Annotated in this window: 19 protein-coding genes and 3 pseudogenes; 12 read left to right on the forward strand and 10 right to left on the reverse strand. The window is 70.0% G+C overall.

Features of this window, described 5'->3' with window-relative positions:
* Positions 1–18 precede the first annotated feature (18 nt).
* Genes hypE through hypA form a run of 6 tightly spaced genes read right to left on the reverse strand, consistent with a single transcriptional unit; the run spans position 19 to position 6,173 of the window.
* Positions 19–1,074: a hydrogenase expression/formation protein HypE gene (gene hypE / locus ACWDO5_RS17620; protein WP_450531247.1), complete on the reverse strand. Its 1,056-nt coding sequence runs from the start codon at positions 1,072–1,074 to the stop codon at positions 19–21.
* A 16-nt stretch (positions 1,075–1,090) separates the two neighbouring features.
* Positions 1,091–2,227 carry a hydrogenase formation protein HypD gene (gene hypD / locus ACWDO5_RS17625; protein WP_450531200.1) on the reverse strand — a complete coding sequence of 379 codons (1,137 nt, stop codon included), beginning with the start codon at positions 2,225–2,227 and terminating at the stop codon, positions 1,091–1,093.
* On the reverse strand, positions 2,224–2,565 hold the full coding sequence (locus ACWDO5_RS17630) for a HypC/HybG/HupF family hydrogenase formation chaperone (RefSeq protein ID WP_450531201.1): 342 nt from the start codon (positions 2,563–2,565) through the stop codon (positions 2,224–2,226). The genes hypD and ACWDO5_RS17630 overlap by 4 nt, the downstream gene beginning before the upstream one ends.
* Positions 2,566–2,599: 34 nt before the next feature.
* Positions 2,600–4,969, reverse strand: coding sequence for a carbamoyltransferase HypF (hypF, locus tag ACWDO5_RS17635; RefSeq protein ID WP_450531203.1), 2,370 nt, complete (start codon positions 4,967–4,969; stop codon positions 2,600–2,602).
* Positions 4,966–5,760, reverse strand: a complete 795-nt coding sequence (gene hypB, locus ACWDO5_RS17640; RefSeq protein WP_450531204.1) for a hydrogenase nickel incorporation protein HypB — start codon at positions 5,758–5,760, stop codon at positions 4,966–4,968. Before hypB ends, hypF begins: the two co-directional genes overlap by 4 nt.
* Positions 5,760–6,173: a hydrogenase maturation nickel metallochaperone HypA gene (gene hypA, locus ACWDO5_RS17645; protein WP_450531205.1), complete on the reverse strand. Its 414-nt coding sequence runs from the start codon at positions 6,171–6,173 to the stop codon at positions 5,760–5,762. The genes hypB and hypA overlap by 1 nt, the downstream gene beginning before the upstream one ends.
* Positions 6,174–6,386: 213 nt before the next feature.
* On the opposite strand from hypA, the gene ACWDO5_RS17650 reads away from it, so the two are divergent.
* Genes ACWDO5_RS17650 through ACWDO5_RS17695 form a run of 10 tightly spaced genes read left to right on the forward strand, consistent with a single transcriptional unit; the run spans position 6,387 to position 15,223 of the window.
* On the forward strand, positions 6,387–8,090 hold the full coding sequence (locus ACWDO5_RS17650) for a hydrogenase maturation protein (RefSeq protein WP_450531207.1): 1,704 nt from the start codon (positions 6,387–6,389) through the stop codon (positions 8,088–8,090).
* Between the two features lie 37 nt (positions 8,091–8,127).
* Positions 8,128–9,183 carry an NADH-quinone oxidoreductase subunit B family protein gene (locus tag ACWDO5_RS17655; protein ID WP_450531208.1) on the forward strand — a complete coding sequence of 352 codons (1,056 nt, stop codon included), beginning with the start codon at positions 8,128–8,130 and terminating at the stop codon, positions 9,181–9,183.
* A gap of 30 nt (positions 9,184–9,213) precedes the next feature.
* Entirely contained in the window at positions 9,214–10,998 is a 1,785-nt protein-coding gene (locus ACWDO5_RS17660; RefSeq protein ID WP_450531210.1) for a nickel-dependent hydrogenase large subunit, read from the forward strand.
* Between the two features lie 13 nt (positions 10,999–11,011).
* Positions 11,012–11,569, forward strand: a complete 558-nt coding sequence (locus tag ACWDO5_RS17665) for a NifU family protein (protein WP_450531211.1) — start codon at positions 11,012–11,014, stop codon at positions 11,567–11,569.
* The gene (locus ACWDO5_RS17670; RefSeq protein WP_450531213.1) at positions 11,566–12,246 is read left to right on the forward strand and encodes a DUF5947 family protein; all 681 of its coding nucleotides are present in this window, start codon (positions 11,566–11,568) and stop codon (positions 12,244–12,246) included. Before ACWDO5_RS17665 ends, ACWDO5_RS17670 begins: the two co-directional genes overlap by 4 nt.
* Complete coding sequence (locus tag ACWDO5_RS17675; protein WP_450531214.1) at positions 12,231–12,437, forward strand: hypothetical protein; 207 nt, start codon at positions 12,231–12,233, stop codon at positions 12,435–12,437. The genes ACWDO5_RS17670 and ACWDO5_RS17675 overlap by 16 nt, the downstream gene beginning before the upstream one ends.
* Positions 12,434–13,123 (forward strand): DUF6084 family protein, encoded by a 690-nt coding sequence (locus ACWDO5_RS17680; protein ID WP_450531215.1) that lies wholly within the window; start codon positions 12,434–12,436, stop codon positions 13,121–13,123. The genes ACWDO5_RS17675 and ACWDO5_RS17680 overlap by 4 nt, the downstream gene beginning before the upstream one ends.
* Entirely contained in the window at positions 13,120–14,214 is a 1,095-nt protein-coding gene (locus tag ACWDO5_RS17685; RefSeq protein ID WP_450531216.1) for a hypothetical protein, read from the forward strand. The genes ACWDO5_RS17680 and ACWDO5_RS17685 overlap by 4 nt, the downstream gene beginning before the upstream one ends.
* Complete coding sequence (locus tag ACWDO5_RS17690) at positions 14,211–15,095, forward strand: hydrogenase maturation protease (protein ID WP_450531217.1); 885 nt, start codon at positions 14,211–14,213, stop codon at positions 15,093–15,095. The genes ACWDO5_RS17685 and ACWDO5_RS17690 overlap by 4 nt, the downstream gene beginning before the upstream one ends.
* Positions 15,092–15,223: a hypothetical protein gene (locus ACWDO5_RS17695; protein WP_450531218.1), complete on the forward strand. Its 132-nt coding sequence runs from the start codon at positions 15,092–15,094 to the stop codon at positions 15,221–15,223. Before ACWDO5_RS17690 ends, ACWDO5_RS17695 begins: the two co-directional genes overlap by 4 nt.
* Positions 15,224–15,342: 119 nt before the next feature.
* Here ACWDO5_RS17695 and ACWDO5_RS17700 read toward each other — a convergent pair whose 3' ends face one another.
* From ACWDO5_RS17700 to ACWDO5_RS17715, 4 genes and pseudogenes are all read right to left on the reverse strand, one after another.
* Positions 15,343–16,422: a mechanosensitive ion channel family protein gene (locus tag ACWDO5_RS17700; protein ID WP_450531219.1), complete on the reverse strand. Its 1,080-nt coding sequence runs from the start codon at positions 16,420–16,422 to the stop codon at positions 15,343–15,345.
* Between the two features lie 269 nt (positions 16,423–16,691).
* A pseudogene (locus tag ACWDO5_RS17705) lies at positions 16,692–16,900 on the reverse strand (Trm112 family protein).
* A gap of 38 nt (positions 16,901–16,938) precedes the next feature.
* Positions 16,939–17,175: pseudogene (locus ACWDO5_RS17710) on the reverse strand (hypothetical protein); the annotation flags it as partial.
* 99 nt (positions 17,176–17,274) lie between these two features.
* A pseudogene (locus tag ACWDO5_RS17715) lies at positions 17,275–17,670 on the reverse strand (asparaginase domain-containing protein); the annotation flags it as partial.
* Between the two features lie 126 nt (positions 17,671–17,796).
* Between ACWDO5_RS17715 and ACWDO5_RS17720 the strand changes: the two are divergent.
* Both ACWDO5_RS17720 and pgm read left to right on the forward strand, forming a co-directional pair.
* On the forward strand, positions 17,797–18,849 hold the full coding sequence (locus ACWDO5_RS17720; RefSeq protein WP_450531221.1) for a LacI family DNA-binding transcriptional regulator: 1,053 nt from the start codon (positions 17,797–17,799) through the stop codon (positions 18,847–18,849).
* 102 nt (positions 18,850–18,951) lie between these two features.
* Positions 18,952–20,592, forward strand: coding sequence for a phosphoglucomutase (alpha-D-glucose-1,6-bisphosphate-dependent) (pgm, locus tag ACWDO5_RS17725; protein WP_450531222.1), 1,641 nt, complete (start codon positions 18,952–18,954; stop codon positions 20,590–20,592).
* Positions 20,593–20,705 lie beyond the last annotated feature (113 nt).

Raw genomic sequence — 20,705 nt, forward strand, 5'->3', positions numbered from 1 at the left:
CAGCAAGGGCTGATGAGGTCAGCAAATCCTCGGTAGTTGTTCCCCGAGGGGCAGGTCGACGACGCGTGTACCGCCCAGCCCGGTGCGGGCCACCACCATGCCCGGATGCTCGGCCACGCACTCGCCGATCACGGTGGCGCCCGCTCCCTGGGGGTGCGCGTGCATGGCGGCGAGGACGGCGTCCGCGTCCGTGCGCGGCACGAATGCCACCAGACGGCCCTCGTTGGCGACGTACAGAGGATCCAGCCCCAGGAACCCACAGGCGTTGGCCACGGCATCCGGTACCGGGATGTCCCGCTCGGTGAGGACGACGCCGGTGTCCGAGGCGACGGCGATCTCGTTGAGCGCCGTGCCGAGACCGCCGCGGGTGGGGTCGCGCAGGACGTGCAGTTCATGGGTGACGGCCAGCATCGCCTCGACCAGGCCGCCCAGCGGCGCGGTGTCGCTCACCACCTCCACCCCGAACTCCAGGCCCTCACGCACGCTCATGATGGCGATGCCGTGCATGCCGATGGGGCCGCTGACGATAACGACGTCCCCGGGAGCCGCCCGCTGGGGGCGGATGTCCACGCCGTCCGGGACGAGACCGATCCCCGATGTGTTGAGGTAGATACCGTCGCCGTGTCCCGCCTCGACGACCTTGGTGTCGCCCGTGACGACGGAGATGCCCGCCGCCGCGGCAGCCGCCCCGATCGCGTCCGCCACCCGTCCCACGACGGGGAGGCCGACACCCTCCTCCAGGATGAAGGCGCAGGAGAGGAACGAGGCATGGGCGCCGCTCATCGCCAGGTCGTTGACCGTTCCGTTGACGGCCAGGTCGCCGATGCTGCCGCCGGGGAAGAACAGCGGCCGCACAACGTACGAGTCGGTGGAGAACGCCAGCCGGGATCCGCCCACGGGGAGCACGGCGGAATCGCCCAGGCCGGCCAGTGTCTCGTTGCCGTACGCCGGAGTGAAGAGGTGACGCGTGAGTTCGGCGGACAGGGCTCCACCGCCGCCGTGTCCCATGACGATCACCGGGTGGTCGCGCAGCGGGGCAGGGCAGGACCAGGTGGCCGGGTCGACCGGAGCCATCGTCTCTGTCGTGGTTTCAGCCAACGGTCGTCGCCTCCTGGACTTGCACGGGCCGCGCCGGGGCTTCCAGGCGGCGGTAGAGGTAGTAGGCGGCGCACGCGCCCTCGCTGGAGACCATCGTGGCGCCGAGCGGGGTACGGGGTGTGCACGTGGTTCCGAAGGCCTCGCACTCGCGGGGCTTGATCAGCCCCTGGAGCACCTCGCCGCTGCGGCAGTCCTCTGGCTCATCGGTGTGCAGGCCGCTCACGTCGAAGCGCCGCTCCGCGTCGAAGTCCCTGAACGCGTCGGTCAGCCGCCAGCCGCTGCGGGGAATGACGCCGATGCCGCGCCACGCGCGGTCGGTCACCTCGAAGACCTCTTCGATCATGTGCAGAGCCGCCGGGTTCCCGTCCGCGCGGACCGCCCGCTCGTAGGCGTTCTCGACCCGGTGCTCGCCTCGTTCGAGCTGGTGCACGGTGCGGCGGATGCCTTCGAGGATGTCCAGTGGTTCGAAACCCGTCACCACGATCGGGACCTCGAACCGTTCCGCGAGGTCCGGATACTCACCGGTGCCCATCACACTGCACACATGTCCCGCCGCCAGGAACGCCTGCACCCGGCAGTCCGGGGAGTTCATGATGGCCTCGACGGCCGGGGGGACGCGTACATGTGAGACGAGCAGACTGAAGTTGCCGATGCCGAGGCGGCGCGCTTCGTGGACGGTCATCGCATTGGCGGGTGCGGTGGTCTCGAAGCCGATGCCGAAGAACACCACCTGGCGGTCCGGGTGACGGCGCGCGATGTCGAGGGCGTCCATCGGGGAGTACACGACCCGGACGTCGCCGCCCGCGCTGCGTACGCGGAACAGGTCGCGGCCGGTGCCCGGCACACGCAGCATGTCACCGAACGAACAGAAGATCACGTCGGGGCGGGAGGCGACCTCCAGAGCTTTGTCGATCATCTCCAGAGGCGTTACGCACACGGGGCATCCGGGGCCGTGGATCAGCTCGACCGAGTCCGGCAGGAGTTGGTCGATGCCGTGCCGGATGATCGAGTGGGTCTGGCCGCCGCAGACCTCCATCAGCGCCCAAGGCCCGCCGGTGGCTGTGGCGTGGATGTCGTCCAGCAGCCTTCGGGCGAGATCCGGGTTGTTGAACTCGTCGATGTACTTCATCGTGGCTCCTTCCGTGCCTCTGTCACCGCGGGGATGCCGACCTTGGTCACGGCGGCCTCGGTCAGGCCCGCCTCGGCTGCCGCTCGGCCCCAGGGGTCGCCGAACTCCTCTTCCAACAGGCCCAGTTCCTCGAAGAGGCGCAGTGAGGCCATGGCCGACTCCTCGTCCAGGCGCTGGAGGGCGAAGCCGACATGGACGATCACGTACTCGCCGACCTCTGCCTCCGGTACATAGGCGAGGCAGACTTCCTTGACGACGCCGCCGAAGTCGACGCTGGCCATAGGCGTGCCGTCCCGATTTCCGATCCCGACCACCTTGCCGGGCACTGCCAGGCACATGGTGTTCTCCGTTCGTCGCTGGTTCGTTGGCTGACTACCGGTCGTGTTTCTGAGCGGCCACGACGAGCTGGCCGAGGGCGAGTCCGCCGTCTCCCGGGGGCACCTGCCGGTGGCGCAGCACCATGAGGCCGGCGGCCGTCAGGCGCTCGGTGCACTCCTCGTCGAGGAGCGCGTTGGCGAACACGCCTCCGGTCAGGCCGACCGTGCCGATTCCGGTTTCGCGCCGCGCGATCAGGCAGGCGTCCGTGACCGCTGCCGCGACCGCCACGTGGAACCAGGCGGCGACGACCGGAACCGGGACACCGGTCCGCAGGTCACGGACGACCGCGCGCAGGACGGGTGCCGGATCGATCCGGGTGGTCCCGTCGCCGTGTGTGTTGCGCAGCCCGAAACGGTAAGTGCTCCTGTCGCCCCGGTCCCAGGCGAGGGCGGCGGCGGCCTCCAGTTCGACGGCGGCCTGGGCCTCGTACCCCGCTCGATGGCAGATGCCCAGCAGAGAGGAGACCGCATCGAACAGCCGTCCCATGCTGGAGGTGGGCACGCAGGCGATGTTCCGTTCCAGCTGCCGGGCGAGAAGCCGGAGTTCCTCGGGCGAGCAGGCGGCCACGCACGGCAGATCCGCCGCCCAAGGCAGGCCCGCGGTGCGCAGCCGTGCCAGTGCCGTCCGGCAGGGGTTGCCGACACCCGCGTCGCCGCCGGGCAGCGGGGCGTACATGAGATGCGCGAGCCGCCGGTATCCGCGGTAGTCGGCGAGGAGCACCTCGCCGCCCCAGACCGCTCCGTCGTTGCCGTACCCGGTGCCGTCGAAGGCGACGCCGATGACGGGAGTGCTGCCGTCGAGTCCGTGCTCCGCCATGAGGGAGGCGATATGGGCGTGGTGATGCTGGACCAGCCGCAGGGGGGTGCCAGTTTCGGCCGCGCAGCGCGCTGCTCGGCGGGAGGAGTGGTAGCCCGGGTGCCGGTCGGCTGCGAGCAGCCGGGGCGTGATTCCGGTCAGTGCCGTGAGGCGCTGTGCCGCTTGTTCGGACGCCGTCACGGTGGCGAGGTCACCCATGTCGCCGATGTGCGGGGAGAACCAGGCCTCACGGCCGGCTCCCAGACACAGCGTGTTCTTCAGGTCTCCGCCGACGGCCAGCGTCGGCGGCACCCGGACCGGTAGGGGCACCGGCGCGGGGGCGTAGCCGCGAGAGCGGCGCAGCAGCAGTTCGGAGCCGTCGGGGCGCAGCCGGACCACGGAGTCGTCGCAGGGCGCGGCGATGGCCCGGTCGTGCCACAGCCAGGCATCGGCGATCCCGGCGAGCCGGGAGAGCGCTTCGTCGTCGTCGGTGACGATCGGCTCACCGGAGCGGTTGCCGCTGGTCATGACGAGGACGCGGGGGCCCGGCGGATCGCCGCGCAGACCGAACAGGAGCTGATGCAGGGGGGTGTAGGGCAGCATCACGCCCACCTGCGGATTGCCAGGGCACACGGCGTCGGCGAGTCCGCCCGCTCCGTCGCCGACGCGTCGGCGCAGCAGCACGATGGGACGCCGGTGTCCGGTCAGCATCGCCCTCTCCGCCGGGTCGACGCGGGCGATCCGCTCGGCGGCGGCGAGATCCGCGCACATCACCGCGAACGGTTTGCCGCCGCGTTCCTTGCGGTCGCGGAGCGTGGCCACCGCGCTGGGGTCGTCGGCGGCGCAGGCGAGGTGGTACCCGCCGAGGCCCTTGACCGCGAGGACCGCTCCCCGCGCGAGCAGTTCGCGGGCGCGGACAAGGGCACCCGCACCGTCTGCCGGGCCCGGCTCCGTGCCGGTTGCCGGGGTGAGACGGAGCTGCGGCCCGCACGACGGGCAGGCGACCGGCTGGGCGTGGAAACGGCGGTCCGCCGGATCGTCGTACTCCCTCGCACACAGGGGGCACAGGGGGAACACCCCCATGGTGGTGGTGGACCGGTCGTAGGGGAGACCGGTCGCGATGGTGAGGCGAGGCCCGCAGTGGGTGCAGGCGATGAGGGGGTGGCGGTAGCGGCGGTCACCGGGGTCGGCGAGCTCGCGCAGGCAGTCCGCGCAGGTCGCGGTGTCGGGCGGGATCGCCGCCGCGCCGTTGCCCTCGGTGCGCGAGCGCCGAATGCTGAAACCGCCCCCGCCGAGTGGCGTCACGGTCTCGTAGCCGATGTCGCGTACGTCGGCCAGCGGAGGCGGCTGTTCCCGCAGCCGGTGGCAGAACTCCTCAACGGCCGCCGGCGTGCCTTCCACTTCCGTGACGACTCCGTCCGTGCCGTTGAGTACGAAACCGGACAGGTCCAGTTCGGACGCCAGCCGGTGGACGAAGGGGCGAAAGCCCACGCCCTGCACCGTTCCGCGCACGGTGACCTTGCGGCGCAGGGCCCCCTGTTCCGGAGTGCCGGGGAGCGTGCTCGTCATACGGTGGAACGGGTGCCGACAGCCCCGTGGTCGTGAGCGTGACTCGCCTGGCCGATGTGCTCGTGCGGTTCCTCGCCGTGGGTGTGGCCGTGGGCGCGGACGTGTTCCGCGGCGAGCAGCGGGGTGTGCGGTACGGCGCCGTCGCACACGGCCAGCACCCGGTCCAGCAGATCGTCGACGCCCCGCGCACGGCGGGCGCTGGTGCGCAGTACCTCCACTCCTGGGTTGATCCGTTCGACGTTCGCCGTGAACTCCGCCTCGTCGAACTCGGCGGCTTCCGCCAGGTCGGTCTTGGTGAGCACCACCAGGTGCGCCGACCCGAACGCGGTGGGGTACTTGACCGGCTTGTCCTCGCCCTCGGTCACGGACATCAGCGCCACCCGGAGCGTCTCCCCGAGATCGTAGGAGGCGGGGCAGACCAGGTTGCCCACGTTCTCGACGAAGAGCGCCCGGGCGCCGTCCGGCAGCCACCCTTCGAGATGGGCGCGCAGCTGGGCGGCTTCCAGGTGGCACAGCCCGCCGGTGAGCACCTGCTTCACCGGCGCTCCCGATCTGGCGAGCCTGCGGGCGTCGTTCTCGGTCGCGAGGTCGGCGGTGAGCGCGGCCACCCGCACTCCTCGTTCGGTGGCACGGCGCAGCACGGGTTCCAGCAAGGCGGTCTTTCCGCTGCCGGGGCTGGACAGCATGTTGACGACGGTCACCCCTCTGGTCATGAGTTCGGCCCGCAAGGCAGCCGCCAGGCTGTCGTTCTTGGCCAGTACCGCCTGGCGCACAGTGACGCTCCGGCACATCAGATGTCCTCTCCTGGGCCCTGTCCGAGCCCTGCTCGGCGTGGGGCGGCGGCCGGGCAGGGCTCCGTGTCCGGCAGCCGCACTTCGGCCAGTTCCAGCTCGCGTCCGGTGAGCAATTGCGCGGCGGGGCGATCGCATCCCGGGCACCACAGGTGGGGCGGTGACCCGACGGCGAACTCCTTGCCGCAGTCGCCGCACCGGGCCCTGGCGGGCACGTCCTCGATGATCAGCTCGGCGCCGGCGACCACGGTGCCCTCGGCGACGAGCTCGAACGAGAACCGCAGGGCGTCGCCGACCACGCCCGCCAGCTCACCGACGCGCAAGCGCACCGCCTCCACCGAAGTCGCTCCATGTGCGCGGGCGGTGTGCCCGGCCTTCTCGACGACGGCCGCCGCGATCGACAGTTCGTGCATGGGGCCCCACGCTAGGCAGCCGCGGCGGGTGGCTCCCGGATGCCGGAGGCGGGGCGGTCCCCGATTCCCCCCAGTGGCCCAAGCACGGCGCGTCCGGCCGGGCTGCGGCGGCGCGGGAGCGAACATCAGGGTGGCGCGTGCCCACCGGGACCTCTGCTCCGGACCCCGGCGCAAGCGCTCCGACTCACTCACCGGCTCGGAGGAGGCGACGTCATGCGCGTGCTGCTGGTCGCGAGCGTGTTCAACAGTCTGTCGCAGCGGGTCATGTGCGAGTTGCGGGACCGGGGGCATACCGTCGCGGTCGAAGTGGGCGCCCGTGACGCCCCTGGCCCGGAGACGGTCATCCGTCACGCGCCGGATCTCGTCATCGCGCCGATGCTCACCACCGCGATCCCCAAGGAGGTGTGGTCGGCCCACACCTGTCTGATCGTGCATCCGGGTCCGCCGGGCGACCGGGGACCGTCTTCGCTCGACCGGGCCGTGCAGGAGGGCGCCGGGCGGTGGGGGGTGACGGTTCTTCAGGCTGTCGAGGAGATGGACGCCGGTCTCGTCTGGGCGTCGGAGGACTTCGACGTTCCGGCCGTCGGCAAGAGCGATCTGTATCGGGGCGAGGTGACCGATGCCGCCGTGAAAGCCGTTCTGCAGGCGGTCGAGCGCTTCGCCTCGGGCACGTTCCAACCACGGCCACAGGGCTCGGAGGGCTCGTTCCGCCCGTATCTGCGCCAGGAGGAGCGCCGGATCGACTGGTGCTCGGAGCCGACCGCCGTGGTGCTGCGGAAGCTGCGTGCCGCCGACTCCCATCCAGGCGTGCTGGACACCTTCCTGGGAGGGGAGTGGTACCTGTGCGGCGGGCACGAGGAGGACGCGCTGACGGGCGCACCGGGCGAAGTCCTGGCCACCCGGCACGGCGCCGTGTGCCGGGCCACCGTCGACGGGGCCGTGTGGATCCCCCAACTGCGTCCGCGCGGACGGGCGGGCGGCCCCCCGACGTACAAGCTCCCGGCGGTCCTGGCGCTCGGTGACCGGCTGCCCGAGGTGCCGGAGCTTCCCGCTCCGCTCCGGCCTGCGGCCGGGCGGCGCACCTGGACGGACATCCGGTACGAGGAGGCGGGGACCGTCGGCTTCCTGCGCTTCTCGTTCCCTGGGGGTGCGATGAGCACCGATCAGTGCCGCCGGCTGCTCGACGCGTACCGCTTCGCCGCCTCCCGGCCGGTCGACATGCTGGTGCTCGGCGGGGCCAGGGACTTCTTCTCGAACGGCATCCATCTCGGCGTCATCGAGGCCGCCGGCGATCCCGCCGCCGAGTCCTGGGCGTGCATCCAGGCGATGGACGACCTGGTTGAGGCCGTGCTGACGACCACGGACCGGCTGGTCGTCGCGGCGCTCGCAGGCAACGCGGCGGCGGGCGGGGCGATGCTGGCCCTGGCAGCGGACGAGGTGTGGTGCAGGTCCGGGACCGTGCTCAACCCCCACTACCGGCTGATGGGGCTTTACGGGTCGGAGTACTGGACGTACACCCTCACGCGCCGGGTCGGCGCCGAGGAGGCGGAGCGGCTGATGTCTCAGGCGGCGCCGGTGAGCGCCGCGACCGCGCTGCGTCTGGGGCTGGCCGACCGCGTGCTGGACTGCGGGCCTGAGGAGTTCGCCGGAGAAACCACCCGTTCGGCTCAGCGCCTCGCCGCCTCCGCCCGGCTCCGCGCACTGGTCGGCCGGAAGAAGGCGGAGCGGGAGCGCGACGAGGCCGTCAGGCCGCTGAGCGCCTACCGGGCCGCGGAACTGGCGCGAATGCGGGAGATCTTCTTCGAGCCGGAATCGCCGTACCACGCTCTGAGATCGGCGTTCGTGCGCAAACAGCCACGGCCTGATCCGCCCCCCTCACGGGCGTGTCCGAATTGTGAACAATATCAGCCCGTGTGAGCCTGCTCCGGAAGCCTTCGGCAGAAAGGAACGCGTCATGAGTACCGAAACCGAGGCTCCTTCGAGCGCCGTCGATGAGGTCCACATCCTCTGGACCTCGGAGGGGATGAGCTGCGACGGGGACACGATTTCGGTCACGGCCGCCTCGCTGCCGAGTCTGGAGGACGTCGTCCTGGGCGCCATTCCCGGCCTCCCCAAGGTCGTCCTGCACAACAAGGTGCTGTCCTACGAGTCCGGCGACGACTTCATGCAGGCCTTCCACCAGGGCGCCCGGGACGAACTGGGAACGTTCGTCCTCGTCGTGGAAGGGTCCGTGCCCAACGAGCGCATCAACGGGGACGGGTACTGGACCTCGATGGGCAACGACCCGGAGACCGGTGAGCCCATCACCTTCAACGAGTGGATCGACCGGCTCGCCCCCAAGGCGTTCGCCGTCATCGCGATCGGCACCTGCGCCACCTACGGCGGTATCCATGCCATGGCCGGCAACCCCACCGGCTCCATGGGCCTCGCCGACTATCTCGGCTGGGACTTCCGCTCGGCCGGCGGTATGCCGATCGTCAATGTGCCCGGCTGCCCGGTCCAGCCCGACAACTTCATGGAGACCGTGACCTGGCTGCTGTACCAGGCAGCCGGGCTCGCCCCGCCCATCCCGCTCGACGAACAGCTGCGCCCGACCTGGCTGTTCGGCAAGACGGTGCACGAGGGCTGCGACCGGGCGGCGTACTACGAACAGGGCGACTTCGCCAAGGACTACAACTCTCCCAAGTGCCAGGTGAAGATCGGCTGCTGGGGGCCCGTCGTCAACTGCAATGTCACCAAGCGCGGCTGGATGGACGGCGTCGGCGGCTGCCCCAATGTCGGAGGCATCTGCATCGGCTGCACCATGCCGGGCTTCCCCGACAAGTTCATGCCGTTCATGGACGAACCCCCTGGCGGCAGCGTTTCCTCCGCGATCCTCAGCTCCACCTACGGCCCGCTCATCCGATCCCTGCGCGCGATCACCAACAGGGCGGCGAACCGCGAACCCAAGTGGCGCCACCGCAGCGCGAAACTGACCTCCGGCTACGCCCCGCGCTGGCCCCGCTCCTGACCACCGCCGACGCCCCGAAAGGACTGTGCCTTGTCGAGCGAGACCGTTCCGCCCGAGCAGCGCGAACTCACCGATGTCGCCTTCGATCCCATCACCCGGATCGTCGGCAACCTCGGCATCTACACAAAGATCGACTTTCCTCGCCGTGAGGTGGTCGAGTGCCGCAGCACCTCCTCGATCTTCCGCGGCTACAGCGTCTTCATGAAGGGCAAGGACCCGAGGGACGCGCACTTCATCACCAGCCGGATCTGCGGCATCTGCGGTGACAACCACGCCGTGTGCTCCGTGTACGCGCAGAACATGGCGTACGGGGTCAAGCCGCCGCCGCTCGCGGACTGGATCATCAACCTCGGCGAGGCCGCCGAGTACATGTTCGACCACACGATCTTCCAGGACAACATGGTCTTCGTCGACTACTGCGAACGCATGGTCAAGGAGACCAACCCCGGAGTGTGGGAACGCGCCGAGCGCACTCCGGCCCCGAACGCCGAGCAGCACGGCCATCGCACCATCGGCGACATCATGAGCTCGTACAACCCCTTCGAGGGGGCGACGTACAAGGAAGCGCTCGTGATGAGCCGCCTCACCAGGGAGATGATCTGCCTGATGGAGGGCCGGCACGTCCACCCCTCCACCCTCTACCCGGGCGGGGTCGGTACCGTCGCCACGCCGCAGCTCTTCACCGACTACCTGGTGCGGCTCACCCGCTGTCTCGACTTCATCAAGCGGGCCGTCGCTATGAACGACGACGTGTTCGACTTCTTCTACGAGGCCCTGCCCGGCTACGAGGAGGTCGGTCGCCGCAGAACACTGCTCGGATGCTGGGGCGCCTTCCAGGACCCCGAGGTCGTCGACTACGACTACCGGACGATGAACACCTGGGGCAACGCCATGTTCGTCACCCCCGGCATCATCGTCGACAATCAACTGGTCACCACGGACCTGGTCGACATCAACCTCGGGATGCGCATCCTGCTCGGCAGCTCCTACTACGAGGACTGGACGGGCGAGGAGACCTTCGTCGACAAGGACCCGCTGGGCAACCCCGTCGACAAGCGCCATCCGTGGAATCAGACCACGCTTCCGGCGCCGCAGAAACGGGACCTCGACGGCGGCAACTACAGCTGGGTCATGAGCCCCCGCTGGTACGACAAGCGCACCGGCGACCATCTGGCCCTCGACACCGGCGGCGGCCCCATCGCCCGGCTGTGGGCGACCGCCCTCGCCAACAAGGTCCACACCCCCTACGTCCGCTCCACCGGGCACAGCGTCGAGATCGACCTGCCGAAGACGCCCAGCAGCCCCGAGGTGCGGCTGGAGTGGAAGCCGCCCCCATTCCCCAACACCATCGAGCGCAACCGCGCCCGTATGTACTTCGTCGCCTACGCCGCCGCGATGGCGCTGCACTTCGTGGACAAGGGCCTGGCGGAGGTACGGGCCGGGCGCACCAAGGTCTTCCAGGACTTCACGGTCCCCGACGAGGCGATCGGCGTCGGTTTCCACGAGGCCGTCCGCGGTGTCCTCTCCCACCATATGGTGATCCGCGACAAGAAGATCGCCAACTATCACCCGTACCCGCCCACCCCGTGGAACGCCAGCCCGCGGGACATGTACGGCACGCCCGGGCCGTACGAGGACGCTGTGCAGGGCTGCCCGATCTTCGAGGAGAACGGCCCCGAGAACTTCAAGGGCATCGACATCATGCGCACCGTGCGCAGCTTCGACCCGTGTCTGCCGTGCGGCGTACACATGTACCTGGGCGGCGGACGCACCCTGACGCAGTCCCACTCGCCGACCTTTGGCGCACTCTCCTGAGAGGAGGCGGGGCATGCCCTGGGACGACGAAGAAGCCCGCCGCCATGTGCTGAGGCTCGAAGAAATGCTCGCCGCGCTGGGCGGCCTGCCGGACCACGCGGCGGCGGCCCGCGCGAACGACGCCGTTCAAACGCTCGTGGATCTGTACGGGGAGTGCCTCCGGCGGATCATGGGCCATCTCGCGGACGAGGACGGGGCCGTGCGGCGGCTCGCCGCCGACGAACTGGTCGGCCATCTGCTCCTCGTACACGATCTCCACCCGGACCCGGTGGCGGCCCGTGTCGAGGCGGCCATCGCCGAACTGCGGCCCGTACTGCGGGGTAAGGGTGGTGACATCGAGCTACTGGCCCTGGACGGGTCCGTCGTGCGCGTACGGCTGACGGAGGGAAGCGGCGGCTGCGGCTGTTCGGCCGAGCCGCCGGACGCCGCCGTGCGGGACACGGTCATGGGTCGCGCTCCCGAGATCGAACAGGTCGACATCGAGACTGTGCCGGCATCCAAACCCCAGGCGCTGATCTCGGTGGACTCGCTCTTCCGGAGCCCCGTCACGGCCGGCCGGGAGACGGGATGACAACGCCGACGTTCGCCGCCCGCCGACTGCGCCGACTGGCTCAGGGAGGAGCCCGGCACACCGCCTCGGAGGGCGGCGAGGACGAGCGGTGCGACCTGTGCGCCGAACCGATCCTGCCGGACCACCGGCATCTGCTCGACCCGGGCACGGGCACGGTCTCCTGCGCGTGTCCTGCCTGCTCGCTGCTCTTCGATGGCGGGCAGGCAGGAGGCGCACGATATCTGCGGCTGCCGACCGCCCGGCGACGGCTCGAGGGCTGCGGCATCGACGACATGGTGTGGGCGGGGCTCGGCGTTCCCGTCGACCTCGCGTTCTTCACTCGGTCCGCGACGTCTCCGCAGGTGAACGCCGCTTACCCCAGCCCTCTGGGGTTGATGCGGTCCGTCGTCGACCTCGCCGACTGGTCCCGAGTGGAGGCCGCCGATCCCGCCCTGTCCGCCATGGCTCCCGAGGTCGAGGCGCTGCTGGTCCACCGTGCCCACGGCGGCGGCTCCCATGAACCGCAGTACTGGCTGGTGCCGCTCGACGACTGCTACCGCCTCGCCGCCCTAGTGCGCGCACACTGGAAGGGGCTGGGCGGGGGACCCGAAGTTTGGCGGCAGGTCGACGGATTCTTCCGGGCATTTTCCACCCCCCCTTCCCCCCACACCGAGGAGGCATCATGGGCATCATCGTAGGCAAGCCGGATGTCCGGCCCGACAGGGCCGCGCACGTCCCGGGGGTGCGCCGCGGCAATCACCGCGGCCTCATCAAGCGCCAGCCGGGCCACCGGCCCGACGACACATCGACCGCGCGGCGCTCCACCGGCATCAACCCCAGGCAACACGACCCGATCATGCCGGATATGCCGAATCTCTCCCCGGCATGACCGCATCGCAGCAGGATGCCGTGGTCACCCGGGCCTGTCCCGACCTGACCTTCGCGGTCACCGCCGCGGAGGCGGAACCCTTCGCGGCGGTACCGACCCTCCGGTTCACGCTGGAGATCGTCCGGGAGGGTGGCGGACCGGTCCGGGGCATGGCTCTCACGACCACGGTCCGGATCGACGTGACCCGGCGGGCGTACGAGCCGGACGCGCACCGGGGGTTGACCGAGGTCTTCGGACTTCCCGGGGAGTGGAGCCGCACCATGCGGCCACTTCAGTGGGCCCGGACCACCGTGCAGGTGCCGCCCTTCGACGACCGCACGTCCCTGCCGCTGCTCGTGCCGTGCGGCACGGAGACCGAGTTGGCTGTGACGAAGTATCTGCGCGCAGTCAAGGACGGTGACGTGCCTCTCGGGTTCCTGTTCAACGGCATGATCTTCTACCAGGCTGCCGGTCCGTCGCCGGGCGGCATGTTGCGGACCGCCCCCGTTCCCTCGACCGCGGAGGCCTTCTGCCGTCTGCCCGCCGGCCTCTGGCACGAGCTCATCGAGCGCTACCACGGCACCACCCCGTGGTTACGGCTGCCCCAGGAGATCTACGACCGGCTCGACCACTACCGCGCACGGCACACACTGGGCAGCGTCGGCGACGCCGTACGCGCTCTGCTCGACCGCTCAGGAGCACCATGAACACCACCGCCACCGCTGTCTCCGCCGCCACCGCCGCTCCGACAGCCGTCGACACGATCGCCCGCACCTGCCTGTACGAGGGTTATCTGCTGTGGCCCTATCGCAGATCCGCGCTCAAGAACACCAAACGCTGGACCTTCGGCGGAGTCTTTCCCGGGGGCGAGTGCGCCGAGGTGCTCGCTGAGCCCGCGTCCATCACGACCGAGGTGCTGCTGGAGCACGGCGGCACGCCGCGAGAGGTGGCCGTGCGACTGCGGTTCCTCCAGGTCGTGGACCGGCAGGTGGTGCGCGAAGGCCCGCACGGGCCGGAACCCGTGGACGAACTCACCGTCGACGGTGAACGGCATCTCGCCTGGCAGGAGGCCACCGAACGGGAAGTCCTGATCACGGTCACCGTCCCCGGCGGGCCGCGGCACACCGCCGTCGACATCCCCGAGGGCTCGGGGACCGAGCACTTGACCGATTCCTCCGGGCGCCTTGTCGGCAGCATCATCCGGAGCTGGCGGCGGCTGACCGGGGTCCTGACCTTTGAGTCGCAGCCGACGGCGCACGGCGTGGACAGGCTCACCGTGCGAGTGGAGAACACCACCGCCTGCCCGGTGCCCGAGCCCGCCGACCGGCACGCCCGCGAGCGGGCCGCCTCATACGCCTTCGCGTCCACCCATGTGATCCTGCACAGCGACGAAGGCCGGTTCGTCTCGCTCCTGGACCCGCCGGAGGGGCTGCGCGAGGCCGCCGCGAGCTGCGCCAACCGGGGCGTGTGGCCGGTCCTCGCCGGGGAGGGGAACGGGCACACCGCGCACACCGTGCTGGCTTCCCCCATCACCCTGTACGACTTCCCCACGGTGGCTCCGGAAAGCCCCGGCGATCTCTTCGACGGTACGGAGATCGACCAGCTCCTCGTCCTCAGCGTGCTCAGCTTGACCGAGGAGGAGCAGGCCGAGGCCAGAGCTTGCGATCCCCGAGCCCGGGAGATTCTGGACCGCTGCGCCGGGCTCGACCCCGACGCGATGGCGGCGCTGCACGGCGCGATTCGCGAATTCCGCCCGTCAGCCGCACCGCCGGCCTTTCCCTCCCTGGAGGACGCATGAATCAACGACCTCAGCCGGTCTCGGCTGATGAGGCCGTGCCGGCGACCGTCCTGGTGGACGGTGTGACGGTGGGGCGCGGGACCCGGGTGCGACTCAAGCCCTCTCGCAAGGCCGACATCCTCGACCTGGCGCTCGTCGGCCGTGAGGCCGAAGTCGACGCCGTCGAGGAGGACTTCGAAGGCCGGCTCCACCTCGCCGTGCTGGTGCAGGACGACCCCGGGCGGGATCTGGGAGCGAGCGGGAAGATCGGCCATCGCTTCTTCTTCACTCCCGAGGAGGTGGAACCTCTGAGTCCCGACCACGAGAGCGCGTCGCATCGCTCCCGAGTGCTGGTCGCCGGCATCGGCAACATGTTCCTCGCCGACGACGGGTTCGGCCCCGAGGTGATCGCCGCCCTGCGGGAGTGGCCGGTTCCGGTGGGCGTACACGTCGTCGATTTCGGCATCCGGGGCATGGATCTGGCCTATCGGCTGCTCGACGGCTACGACGCCGCCCTGCTGGTCGACGCGGCGCCCCGGGGCGAAGCACCGGGCACCCTCACCATCATCGAACCGGACCTCCCCCCGGAGGCAGGTCTGCCCGAGGCACACGCCATGGATCCCGTAAAGGTGCTCGCTCTGGCACGGTGGCTGGGCGACGGGCGCCTCCCGCGGGTTCTCGTCCTGGGCTGCGAGCCACAAGTACGCATGACGGGCGAAGAACCGGATGTCGTGGTGGGACTCAGCGAGCCGGTGAGGGAGGCCGTCGCGCGTGCTGTGCCGCTTGTCGCGTCCGTCGTCGACACCCTGCTGAAAGAGCCCGTCCTAGGGTTCGGCGGCCCACCTCCTGAAGGAGCGACGGTCCGAACCAAGAACGAGTCGAGAAAAGGTGAGTCGCTGTGAAGAACGGTATTTTCATTCCGGCCGGCGTGGTTCGCGTCGCCGTGGGCGCTCTGGCCGTCGCGGTGACCGCGATTGTCCTTTCTGAACTGCCCGAGGCATGGCGCTACTACAAGATCAAGACCATGTGAGCCGATGAAAAAGCGCTGCCGGGCGGTCCGGCCGACCAGGGTCGGCCGGACCGAGCACCTGGGCCTGCCCTGACGTCACTCCTACTGCCACCGGGTACCGGGTCGCCGCCCGGCCGGCGCTACGGCACAAACTCCGTCGCCTCGCGTTGATGCGGGAACGCAACAGGCGCATCGCTCTGCTGCAGCGTCACGGTTCGCTTCGGAGCGGGAACCGTGATGCCCTCGTCCCGATATCGCCGGTGCAGCCGCTTGATGAACTCGTGCTTGATCCGGTACTGGTCGCTGAATTCGCCGACGCCGAGGATTACCGTGAAGTTGATCCTGGAATCCCCGAACGTGTGGAAACGGACGGCGGGTTCATGGTCGGGAACGGCACCGGTGATATCGGCCATCACGTTCTCGACGACTTCGGTCGTCACCCGCTCGACGTGCTCGAGGTCGCTGTCGTAGCCCACTCCCACCTGAACCATGATCGACAGCTGCTGCTCCGGCCTGCTGTAGTTGGTCATGTTGGTGCTGGCGAGCTCGGCGTTCGGGATGATCACCAGATTGTTCGACAGCTGACGCACCACGGTGTTGCGCCAGTTGATGTCGACGACATAGCCCTCCTCGCCGCTGCTGAGCCGGATGTAGTCGCCGGGCTGCACCGTCTTCGAGGCGAGGATGTGCACGCCTGCGAACAGATTGGCCAGGGTGTCCTGCAATGCCAGAGCGACCGCCAGACCGCCCACTCCCAACGCGGTGAGCAGCGGCGCGATGGAGATGCCCAGGGTCTGCAGAACGACGAGGAAGCCCATCGCCAGAATCACGACGCGCGTGATGTTGACGAATATGGTGGCCGATCCGGCCACCCCCGACCTGGACTGTGCCAGGGACCGCACCAGACCGGCGATCACCCGGGCCGCCGTGAGAGTTGCGGCCAGGATGAGCAGCGCCGTCAGCGTCATATTGACGTTGTGTCCGACTCTGGCGGTCAGCGGGAGCGCCGTGGCCGCCATCGCCGCGCCCCCGGTTATCGCCGCGCAGGGGACCAGGGTCCGCAAGGCGTCGACGACGAAGTCGTCTCCGCTCCATCGCGTTCTGCGCGCCCGTTCTCCCAGCCATCGCAGGGTCGCGCGCAGCAGCAGGCCTGCCGCGATGCCGACGGCCAACGCGATCCCGGCGACGAGCAGGTCGTGCAGCGTGAGGGCCCGATTCATCGGCTCGCTCCCGTTGTACGGGGGAGAGGGCCGACGGTGGCATTCGGCGCAGAGCGCCGGATGTGATGTTTCGTCACCTTGTTATCTGCTCGATTCTCGGGTGTGCGGTCACGTCGAGATATGCGGACTGGTCCGACGATCGCCCATCCTGCCGTATGTGGTCACCCGCGCCGCGGCTGACCCCACCTCGGCTCACCTCCGAGACGCGGCAGCCGTCCCGGATCAGCCGCCATGGCATCTGCCGACCTTGTAGTGATCGACGGCGAGTGTCACGAACCGATCCGCCTGAGGATCCGCTCGTGCTCATCGTCGGGTACCCGCGCCCCGGAGCAGGGAGCAGTTGTGGGATCCCGTCGATGATCGGATAGCGGCGGTGCAGCCGCGGGTTGTAGAGGAACTCCTCCGGCAGGAGCAGCGTGAGGTGCCCCTTGTCGATCGGGCAAGCGATGATCCGGAGCAGGGGGTCGTCGTGCTTCATGGGCCAATTCCTTTGCCGGGGCGGGGGGTTCGTCATAAAATGCCCTGCGCGGCTGCGACGGGAAGGGTGCGGTAGACGGCGAGCTGTGCCGCGAAGCCGGCGGCGAGCGCGAGCGAACCGCCGAGCCACAACGGGCTGCCGATGAGCAACCGTACGACTTGGGCCGGTTGTCCCGAGCTCAGTGGCGGCAGGCTGGACAGCGCCCGCTTCTCGAGTACGAAGCCGGTGCTGTAGAAGACGTTGGCCAGCAGGGCCGGTGCCACCCCCCACCACACGGCGCTACACCCGCCTGGTGCACCAGGAGGACGATCATCAGGCAGGTGGCGACGAGGAGTTGGTCGTTGACGGTGTAGCCGGCCCCTGCCGGTCAGCACGATCGGCCGGTCGTCCGCGTGAACGAGGGCGAGTGCGAAGGCGGTCTCCTCCATCGAATCCGTACCGTGCGTGACGACCACGGCGTCCGCCCCGTCGCGCAGGCTCTCGCCCACGGCCGCGGCGAGTCGGGCGAGGTCCCGCAGGCCGAGCGCGAAGCTGCCTTGCAGGCCCATTTCACGGCAGGTGACCTCGGCCGACTCCGGTACCGGGAAGGCCCGAGCCGTATCCAGGAGCTCTTTCACCCCGACGGAGGCGACCCGCCCGGCGGGCGTCGAGCGGCTGGCTATGGTGCCACCCGGTACCGATGAGACACAGCTGCATGCAATGCTCCACAATCGATTGCGAGAACGATTGCGGAAACTGTGCTCCACGCTGCCCGCTGAGGGCAACCCCACGTAATCGGATCTTCATGGAAGATGATGGTTCTGGAAAATCGGCCCAGTGGACCCCTGGACCCCGCTGGGCCTGCCCGCTTCCACAGGACCAGTGCCGAAGCAGGATCAGGAAGGAGGACGACGGCCGTGAGACGACCGACCGAGGGCTCCCGCCGCTCCGGTGAGGAGCGCTCCCGCGACTCCGGTGAGAACGGGGTGACCCTGGCCGATGTGGCGGCCGACGCAGGTGTTCACCAGTCCACCGCCTCCCGGGCGCTGCGCGACGACGCCGGGGTGGGCGCAGCCACCGCCGACCGGGTGCGGGAGTCGGCCAGGCGTCTGGGCTATGTCGTGAACCCCGCCGCCTCCAGCCTGCGCACAGGCCGCTCCCGGCTGCTGGGGGTGCTGGTCCCCCGGCTGACGGACATCGTGCTGGCCACGGTCTACGAGGGCATCGAGGCCAGCGCCGCGGCGGCCGGCTATCAGGCCGTGGTCTCCAACACCGGCGACGACCCGGCGGTCCAGCGCGCCAAGGTCGAGCGATTGCTGGCGCTAAGGGTCGACGGACTGCTCCTGGGTGACGCGCGTAGCGATACCACGCTCGCCTCCGAACTGGTCGCCCGCGGGGTCCAGGTCGTGCTGGTCTCCCGGCGGCTGCGCGGAGTCACCTCCTTCACCTGCGACGACATCGTCGGCGGGCGTCTGGTGGCGGAGCATCTGCTGGCCCTGGGGCACCGCCGGGTGGGCGTCGTCGCCGGTGAACCGTACGCCTCCACCGGCGTCGAGCGGACCAAGGGCTTCATCGATGCCTTTGCGAAGGCCGGCAAACCAGTGGACCCCGCGTTGATCGTCGACGCGCCGTTCGACGTGCACGGCGGGGAGCGGGCCGCGCACCGGCTGCTGGCCGCCGAGCCCCGTCCCACGGCGGTCTTCGCGGTCAACGACTTCGCGGCGATCGGTGTGATGGGCGCGCTACGCGCCTCCGGCCTGGTGCCGGGCCGGGACGTCGCCGTGGCGGGCTTCAACGACGTACCGCTCTCCGCCCAACTGCCCATCCCGCTCACCTCCGTTCGCTCACCGATGCGTGACATGGGTGAGCGGGCGGCGACCGCGCTGGTGGGCATGATCGAGGGCCGCGCGGCCCGCTCCCGCCGGTTCGCCCCGGAGCTCAAGATCCGCGCATCCACGACCGACCAGTGACCTGAAGTGCACCGTGCGGCGGGGCATCCGCCGACCGCGCCGACGACCCGGGAAGATGAACCGACGAGCCGATCGCACCAACCGATGTGGAGGAGTGGGCAGATGCCGCACGAACGAGCGGGACAGCCGGCGGGGCCGCAGGACCTCATCGATGTCGCCCGGCTGGTGACCGCGTACTACGCCCTGCACCCCGACCCGAAAGAGCCGGGCCAGCGCGTGGCGTTCGGGACTTCCGGGCACCGCGGGTCGTCTCTCGCCACCGCGTTCAACGAGGACCATATCGCCGCGACCAGCCAGGCGATCTGTGAGTACCGGACCCGGCAGGGCACCGACGGGCCGCTCTTCCTCGGCGCCGACACCCATGCGCTGTCCGAACCCGCCCGGGTGACAGCCATCGAGGTGTTCGCCGCGAACGACGTGACGGTGCTCATCGACACCGCCGACGGCTACACCCCCACGCCCGCCGTGTCGCACGCCATCCTCACCCACAACCGCGGCCGCACCTCGGGCCTGGCCGACGGTGTGGTCGTCACCCCGTCCCACAACCCGCCCGCCGACGGCGGGTTCAAGTACAACCCGCCCAGCGGCGGTCCGGCCGGCTCCGACGCGACCAACTGGATCCAGGACCGGGCCAACGAGATCATCGCGGGCGGTCTGAAGGACGTACGACGGCTGCCCTACACCCGTGCGCTGGCCGCGCCGGCCACCGGGCGGTACGACTTCCTCGGCACGTACGTGGCGGATCTGCCGGCCGTGCTCGACCTGGAGGCGGTGCGCACCGCCGGTGTACGCATCGGCGCCGACCCCCTGGGCGGCGCGTCGGTCGCGTACTGGGGCCGCATCGCCGAGCAGCACCGGCTCGATCTGACGGTGGTCAATCCGCTGACCGACCCCACCTGGCGGTTCATGACGCTTGACTGGGACGGCAAGATCCGGATGGACTGCTCCTCGCCGTATGCCATGGCCTCGCTGATCGACCGGCGTGACGAGTACCAGATCGCCACCGGCAATGACGCCGACGCCGACCGGCACGGCATCGTCACCCCGGACGCCGGGCTGATGAACCCCAACCACTATCTGGCCACCGCCATCGCCTATCTGTACACCCACCGCGAGCGGTGGCCCGCCGGCGTCGGCGTCGGCAAGACGCTGGTCTCGTCCGGGATGATCGACCGGGTCGCCGCCGATCTCGGCCGTGAGCTGGTCGAGGTGCCCGTCGGCTTCAAGTGGTTCGTGGACGGGCTGGCCGGCGGCTCGCTCGGCTTCGGCGGGGAGGAGTCGGCCGGGGCGTCCTTCCTGCGCCACGACGGATCGGTGTGGACCACCGACAAGGACGGCATCATCCTGGCCCTCCTCGCCTCCGAGATCCTCGCGGTCACCGGCAAGACCCCCTCCGAGCAGTACGCGACGCTCACCGCCCGCTTTGGCGAGCCCGCCTATGCCCGTATCGACGCCCCTGCCTCGCCGGCCGAGAAGGCGATCCTGGCCCGGCTCTCGCCCGAGCAGATCACCGCCGACACCCTCGCCGGGGAGCGGGTCACCGCGGTGCTCACCGAGGCACCGGGCAACGGCGCGCCCATCGGCGGCATCAAGGTAACCACCGAGAACGCCTGGTTCGCCGCCCGCCCCTCGGGCACCGAGGACGTCTACAAGATCTACGCGGAGTCCTTCCTGGGACCCGACCACCTCGGCCGCGTCCAGGACGAGGCCAAGACCGTCGTCGCCGCGGCCCTGGGCGGCTGACGCCCCGTCGGACAGAGGCTGCGCAACGAACCGGGCCGCAGGCCGCCGGTCCGGCCTCCGGTCTGACCGCAATTGGTCGGCGGGAGCGTACGCCGACCAAGGGAGTCCCGTAT

This window comes from Streptomyces sp. NPDC000880 (assembly GCF_053599675.1).